This window comes from Streptomyces sp. NPDC020958 (genome assembly GCF_055562175.1).
Genome location: NZ_JBVHFU010000030.1, coordinates 26,486 through 33,172, shown reverse-complemented (window position 1 = coordinate 33,172; position 6,687 = coordinate 26,486). Strand labels below are relative to the sequence as shown.

General features: G+C 70.6%; 5 protein-coding genes and 1 pseudogene. 3 read left to right on the top strand and 3 right to left on the bottom strand.

The features are described from left to right. Nucleotides 1-193: 193 nt before the first annotated feature. Together ACZ3KP_RS40410 and ACZ3KP_RS40405 are read left to right on the top strand one after the other, a co-directional pair. A complete protein-coding gene (locus tag ACZ3KP_RS40410; RefSeq protein ID WP_246090749.1) occupies nt 194-673 on the top strand; it encodes a MarR family winged helix-turn-helix transcriptional regulator in 480 nt (159 codons plus the stop codon). A gap of 169 nt (nt 674-842) precedes the next feature. Next, nucleotides 843-2,534 (top strand): MFS transporter, encoded by a 1,692-nt coding sequence (locus ACZ3KP_RS40405; protein ID WP_246090750.1) that lies wholly within the window; start codon nt 843-845, stop codon nt 2,532-2,534. A 460-nt stretch (nt 2,535-2,994) separates the two neighbouring features. Here the strand turns inward: ACZ3KP_RS40405 and ACZ3KP_RS40400 are convergent, their stop codons facing one another. The 3 genes and pseudogenes from ACZ3KP_RS40400 to ACZ3KP_RS40390 form a co-directional block, all read right to left on the bottom strand. Further along, nucleotides 2,995-3,687: a 3-oxoacid CoA-transferase subunit B gene (locus ACZ3KP_RS40400; RefSeq protein WP_467506071.1), complete on the bottom strand. Its 693-nt coding sequence runs from the start codon at nt 3,685-3,687 to the stop codon at nt 2,995-2,997. Continuing rightward, nucleotides 3,684-4,379, bottom strand: a complete 696-nt coding sequence (locus ACZ3KP_RS40395; RefSeq protein WP_467506069.1) for a 3-oxoacid CoA-transferase subunit A — start codon at nt 4,377-4,379, stop codon at nt 3,684-3,686. Before ACZ3KP_RS40395 ends, ACZ3KP_RS40400 begins: the two co-directional genes overlap by 4 nt. Continuing rightward, nucleotides 4,376-5,580: pseudogene (locus ACZ3KP_RS40390) on the bottom strand (thiolase family protein). The gene ACZ3KP_RS40395 and the pseudogene ACZ3KP_RS40390 overlap by 4 nt, the downstream one beginning before the upstream one ends. A 71-nt stretch (nt 5,581-5,651) precedes the next feature. On the opposite strand from ACZ3KP_RS40390, the gene ACZ3KP_RS40385 reads away from it, so the two are divergent. Then, nucleotides 5,652-6,533, top strand: coding sequence for a LysR substrate-binding domain-containing protein (locus ACZ3KP_RS40385; RefSeq protein ID WP_467506068.1), 882 nt, complete (start codon nt 5,652-5,654; stop codon nt 6,531-6,533). Nucleotides 6,534-6,687 lie beyond the last annotated feature (154 nt).

Genomic DNA, 6,687 nt, shown 5'->3' with positions numbered 1-6,687 from the left:
GTGGGGCCGGTCACCGACTTCGTACGACTGCTGTTCGGCCGGGACGCCGCTCAGGGCGTCGACTGAACAGCGACGGCAGACGTTCGACGCGGCGGCGGACCTGGTCGCCGCCGCACTTCGGGTCACGAACCTGGACCTCGTGGAGCCAATAAGTATTTTGACATAGGTTTCTCCTCATAGATAACTTGGTGACGTGACCGGAATCAGTGAGGCTCACAGGAGCCAGGGCGTCGACCAGGTGGCCGCAGGCCTCGTGGCGTGCCTCCCTGCACTGAACCGGCACCTCAAGCAGAGCATCGACCGGCAGTTGCCCTATCCGAACCTGCCCGAGCGGCAGTTGGCCCTGCTCCAGTACGTCGCCGAGCACGACGGCGCCACCGTCCACAACGCCGCCGAGGCACTGCGGATGGTGCCGAACAACGTCAGTGCCCTGGTCACCCGCCTCACCGAGGCGGGCCTGCTCGAGCGGCGTCAGGACGACACCGACAAGCGCGTGGCGCACTTGCGTGTCACCGCCACGGCTCGTCAGCGCATCGGCGAGGTGGAGAACTTCGCGGCGGCGTATCTCGCGTCCGCGCTGCGCACCCTCACCGAAGGCGACCGCGCTGCTCTCGGCTCGGCGCTCGGCGCCCTCGAAGCTCTCACCCGGCGCCTGCGTGACCACGCCGCCTGACCGGTCCGGCTGACGGGTCCGCCTACCGGTCCGGCTCTCCGTACGCCTACCGCCCTTTGCCCTTGCCGCTCATGCGGCGGGGCTGGGTGTGCTGCTCCCCTACGCAGCTTCCCCGCACATGTCCCCGCGCCCCAGCCGCGCGCCTCACGTCCCAGAGGACAGCTCACACATGCCTGTCACCGCTGTCTCCACAGCGCCCTCCATGTCTGGCCCCCGCAGCCACGCTCGCCGCGCCAACCCCTGGCTGACGCTGATCGCCGTCGGTCTCGGCCTGTTCATGGTCGGCCTCGACGGCTCCGTCGTCTCGATCGCCAACGCCGAGATCGCCCGCGACCTGAACGCCTCCACCGCCGAACTGCAGTGGGTCACCAACTCCTACCTGCTCGCGCTCGCCGCCGCCCTCATCCTCGGCGGCAAGCTCGGCGACCGCCTCGGTCGCCGTACGGTCTACCTCGTCGGCGTCGTCGGATTCACCGTCGCGTCCGTCGCGATCGGCCTCGCCGGCTCGGTCGAGGGCGTCATCGCCTTCCGGGCCGTGCAGGGCCTCTTCGGTGCGATGCTCATGCCCAACACCCTCGCGTTGCTGCGTGCCGTGTTCCCGCCGAAGAAGTTCGGCATGGCGGTCGGCATCTGGGCGATGATCTCGTCCGTCTCCACCGCGCTCGGCCCAATCGTCGGCGGACTGCTCGTCGAGCACGTCGACTGGGAGTCCGTCTTCTACATCAACGCCCCCATCGGCGTCATCGCCCTTGTCTTCGGCCTCTTGGTGCTGCCGCAGTCCAGGAACGAGGCCGCCGCGAGTGAGAAGTTCGACGTGCCCGGCGTCGTGCTGCTCGCGCTCGGACTGCTCGCCGTCGTCTTCGGCGTCGTCAAGGGCGAGACGTGGGGCTGGACTTCGGCCGGCACGCTCGGCGCGATCGTCGGAGGCGTCGTCGTCCTGGTCCTCTTCGGCTGGTACGAGACCCGCGTCGCGCACCCCCTCCTGCCCATGCGGCTGTTTCGCAACCCGGCCCTGACGATCGGTACGTTCGTCACCGCGCTGAACTTCTTCGTCCTGCTCGGCGCGATCTTCTTCATCATGCTGTACCTGCAGAACGTACGCGGCTTCACGCCGGTGGAGTCCGGCGTGCGCACCCTGCCGCTCAGCCTCGCCTCCATGCTGGCCTCGCCGCTCGGCGCGAAGCTCACCGAGAAGTTCGGCCCGCGTCTGACCATGCCGCTGGGGATGGTGCTGCAGGCCGGCGCCGCGTTCACGATGCTCGCGTGGAGCGCCGACTCGTCGTACGCCGTCCTGTGGCCGCCCTTCGTCGCGCTCGGCCTGGGCGTCGGCATCGTGATGTCCGCGTCCTCCGACGCGATCGTCGGCAACGCCCCTGTCAAGGACGGCGGCATCGCGGGTGGTCTCCAGGCCACCTCGCTCCAGGTCGGCGGCGCGCTCGGCACATCGGTGCTCGTCTCCCTCATCAGCAGCCGCGTCGGCTCCACGCTCACCGACTCACTGACCGACGCCGGCGTGCCCCACTCGGCAGCCGCCCGCTTCGAGGAGGCGAAGGACGCGGTCGCGATGGGCGTCGCCCCGGTCTCCGATGCGATGCCCGCCCAGCTCAGGGCGGCCGTGGTGGAGGGCAGCCACACCGCCTTCATGAACGGCGTCCACACCGCCGTGCTGGTCACCGGCATCCTCGCCCTCGTGGGCGCCGCCCTCGCGGCGTGCGGCCTCCGAGGCCGGACGAACGAGAATGACGAGAACGTGCCGAGCCCGGCCGCTGTCCCGGGCGCGCCGACTGCACACGATTCGCCCGTCCCGGCGGCGACCGGGGGTGCCGCTACCGCCGTCCGGTCCTTCCACCCGAGCGAGTGACAGACACCGGGCCGGACGCGCCAGAGGTGGAAGGGTGGCCGGCCTGGCGGTGAAGAAATCTGGACCCGGTGGTCGGTGGCGGTAGGGAACGGCCTGCCGCCACCGGTCCGGGATTCACTGCACATGGCCGTCGGCCCTTGCCGGGCCGTCGCCCAGTGGCCGATGTGGGAGAGCCCGTATCGGTGCCGAAGACGGCCGCGAGCCGCAACGCGACGCCCCGTGCGAGCTGCCGCGGATCCGAGCGGAGCCCGGTCCACGTGTGAGTCACCAGCACCCGTCCATGATGTGCGGCCCGACGCCGCCGGCCGACGCAGCGGACGCGATCCCCCGAAACCGCACCGGCCCGGACCGGAACCCCGGGCCGGTGCGGCCGCTTCCGCTGACTCGTCCGGGGAGAGAGGGTGCGCGGACCGCTTGTGCGGCCACGCGACCAGTGGTGACGGGAGCGGGCGGCTGCGTCTTAAGGCTGTTGGTGAATCCCACCGGTGCCCTGAGCCGACGGGACGCCCAGTCGCTGCGCGAGTTCGTGGGCCTCGATGCCGTATGTCTCCCGGATCCGTACGCCCTCGGGGCCGACGTCGAAGACGCCGTGGTCCGTGTAGACGCGGCTGGCGCAGCCCACGCCGGTGAGCGGGTAGGTGCACTGCGGTACGAGCTTGGGCTCCCCGGAGCGGGTGAAGAGGCTCATCATCACGTAGACGTCCTTGGCGCCGATGGCCAGGTCCATGGCGCCGCCGACGGCGGGGATGTCGTCGGGCTTACCGGTGTGCCAGTTGGCGAGATCGCCGTTGAAGGCGACCTGGTAGGCACCCAGGACGCAGACGTCGAGGTGACCGCCGCGCATCATCGCGAAGGAGTCGGCATGGTGGAAGTACGCCGCCCCCGGCAGCTCGGTCACCGGGACCTTGCCCGCGTTGGTCAGGTCGGGGTCGACCGCGTCGCCCTCGGCCTTCGGCCCCATGTTGAGCATGCCGTTCTCGGTGTGTAGCACCACCTTGGAGCCGGCCGGCAGGTGGTCGGCGATCTTGGTGGGCTGCCCGATGCCGAGGTTGACGAAGGCACCGGCCGGGATGTCGCGTGCGATGACGGCGGCCAGTTCGTCCATCGAGAGCGGATGGTCGGTGTGCATCCGGTCGCTTGATGTCGTGGTCATCGGGCCCCCTGCACGGTGTAGTGGCGGGCCTTCACCTGGACGACCCGGTCGACGTAGATGGACGGGGTGACGACGGCCTCGGGGTCGAGCATCCCTGGTGCGACAACCTCGTCGACCTGGACGATGGTCGTCGTCGCGGCCGTGGCCATGACCGGTCCGAAGTTGCGGGCGGTCTTGCGGTAGACGAGGTTGCCCATCGTGTCCGCGACGTGCGCGCCGATCAGCGCGTAGTCGCCCTTGATCGGGTACTCCAGCAGGTACCTCCGGCCGTCGATCTCCCGCTCCTCCTTGCCCTCGGCCAGCGGTGTGCCGACCGCGGTGGGGCAGTAGAAGGCGCCGATGCCTGCCCCGGCCGCGCGCATCCGCTCGGCGAGGTTGCCCTGGGGCACCACTTCGAGCTCGACCTTCCCGGCGCGGTAGAGGCTGTCGAAGACCCAGGAGTCGGCCTGGCGCGGAAAGGAGCACAGCACCTTGCGCACCCGCCCGGCGGCCAGCAGAGCGGCCAGGCCGACATCGCCGTTCCCGGCGTTGTTGGACACGATCGTGAGGTCCTTCGCGCCCTGCCGGATGAGCGCGTCGATCAGATCGAACGGCATCCCGGCCAGGCCGAACCCGCCGACCAGAACGGTCGCCCCGTCCTCGATCCCGGCGACGGCCGCATCCGCGCTCTCGACGATCTCCGCCCGGCTCATCGGGTCGCCTCCGTGACGTCGCAGTTCTCCAGTACAACGGCCAGGCCCTGGCCGACGCCGATGCAGATCGCGGCGACGCCGTAGCGTTGCCGCGTCTCGCGCAGCACCTTGGCCAGCGTCGCGAGGATGCGGCCGCCCGAGGCGCCCAGCGGATGCCCGATCGCGATGGCGCCGCCCTTCTGGTTGACGATGGCCGGGGCGATCTTCCACGCGTCGACGCAGGCGAGCGACTGCACCGCGAACGCCTCGTTGAGCTCGACCGCCCCACCTGGTCCCAGCCGATCCCGGCCCGGGCCAGCGCACGGTTCGCGGCCTCGACCGGGGCGTAGCCGAAGGCCTGCGGCTGAAGCGCCATCACACCGCGGCCGGCGATGCGGGCGATGGGATCGGCGCCGATCGCGGCGGCGGCCTTCTCGCTGCCCAACAGCACCGCTGAGGCGCCGTCGTTGAGCGGGCTGGCGTTTCCCGCGGTGATGGTGCCGCCCTGCTCCGCTGTACGGAAGACCGGCTTGAGGCCCGCCAGCACCTCCGGTGTGGAGCCGGGCCGGATGCCCTCGTCACGGGCCAGGTCGACGCCGTCGACCGGCACGACCAGGTCATCGTAGAAGCCCGACTCCCACGCGGCATGGGCGAGTTGGTGGGAACGGGCGGCGAACTCGTCCTGCCGCTCCCGGGAGATCCCGAAACGCTCCCGGAGCTGCTCGTTGGACTCGCCGAGGCTGACCGTCCACTCCTTCGGCATCCGCGGGTTGACCAGCCGCCAGCCCAGCGTGGTCGAGACGGCGGTGACGTCGCCGGCCGGGAACGGTTTCGCCGACTTCGGCAGCACCCACGGCGCCCGGGTCATCGACTCCACACCGCCGGTCAGCACCACCTCGGCATCGCCGGACTCGATCACTCGGCTGGCTGTCATCGCCGCGTCGAGGCTCGAACCGCACAGCCGGTTGACCGTGGTGCCGGGCACGCTCACCGGGAGGCCGGCGAGCAGCGCGGCCATGCGGCCGACGTTGCGGTTCTCCTCGCCTGCGCCGTTGGCGTTGCCCCACACCACGTCGTCGATCGCGGCCGGGTCGAAGCCCGGCACCCTGGCGAGCGTCGAGTTGATCGCGGCGGCGGCGAGGTCGTCGGGGCGGACGCCGGCCAGCGCGCCGCCCAAGCGGCCGAACGGTGTCCGGGTCGCGGTGTAGAGGAAAGCACTCATGTCCGCGACGCTAAGCCCCGGCCGCGATATTCTGAAGTACGCATATCAAAGCCGATTGATATGAATGACATATGGATCTGCGTCATCTCCGGTACTTCGTCGCGGTGGCCGAGGAGCGGCACTTCGGTCGCGCCGCCGAGCGGCTCCACATGGCGCAGCCGCCGCTGTCCCAGCAGATCCGGCAGCTGGAGGCCGAGCTCGGCGTCGAGCTGCTGCACCGCACCACGCGCCGCGTCGACCTGACCGAGGCGGGCCGGGCCTATCTCCAGCGGGCGCGCGGCATCCTGGCCGATGTCGACGAGGCCGCCCAGCACGCACGCCTCGTCGCCGCGGGCTCGGTCGGGCACCTCGCGATCGGGTGCGTGGGCTCGGCGACGTACAGCCTCCTGCCCGCGCTCTCGCGGCGGCTCACCAAGGAGCTGCCCGGCGTCGACTTCTCCTTCCGTGGCGAGATGCTCGCGCCCGACCAGGTAGAGGCACTGCGCAGCGGCGCGATCGACGTGGCCCTGCTGCGACCTCCCGTGGCCGACCTCTCCCTCACCGTCCGTACTGTGCGGCGGGACCGGCTGGTCGTGGCCGTACCGGTCGACCACCCCCTTGCCCGCCGGAAGCGGTTGCGGGCAGCGGACCTGGCGGATGCCGACCTGATCGTGCACTCCGCCGACCGCCGCTCGGTGATGTACGACGTCGTCCTGGGCCTGCTGCGCGACGCCGGCGTCGAACCGCCCATCCGCCACGAGGTCGGCGAGACCTCGACGCTCATCACGCTCGTGGCCGGCGGGCTCGGCGTCGCTGTCGTACCCGAGCCGGTGACCGCTTTGACGCTCGACGGCGTCGCCTACCTGCCGCTGGCCGGACCCGACGCACGTGTGGAGCTGGCCGTCGCCCACCGCACGGACCGCTCCGAGCCACATCTGGCGCGCACCGTGGGGATCATCCAGGCGATGTTCTGAGAGGCGTTGAGTCCGTTCTCTCTCGGTTCGTGACCGCTCGGCAGGCGTTGTTCATTCAACGGCCACTGCTATGTCCTCACCGGCCGAGTCCGTACAGCATGACCCGCTGACGATGTTCCACGGGCCCTGGGTGCGCGCGCCCCGGCTTTTGAAT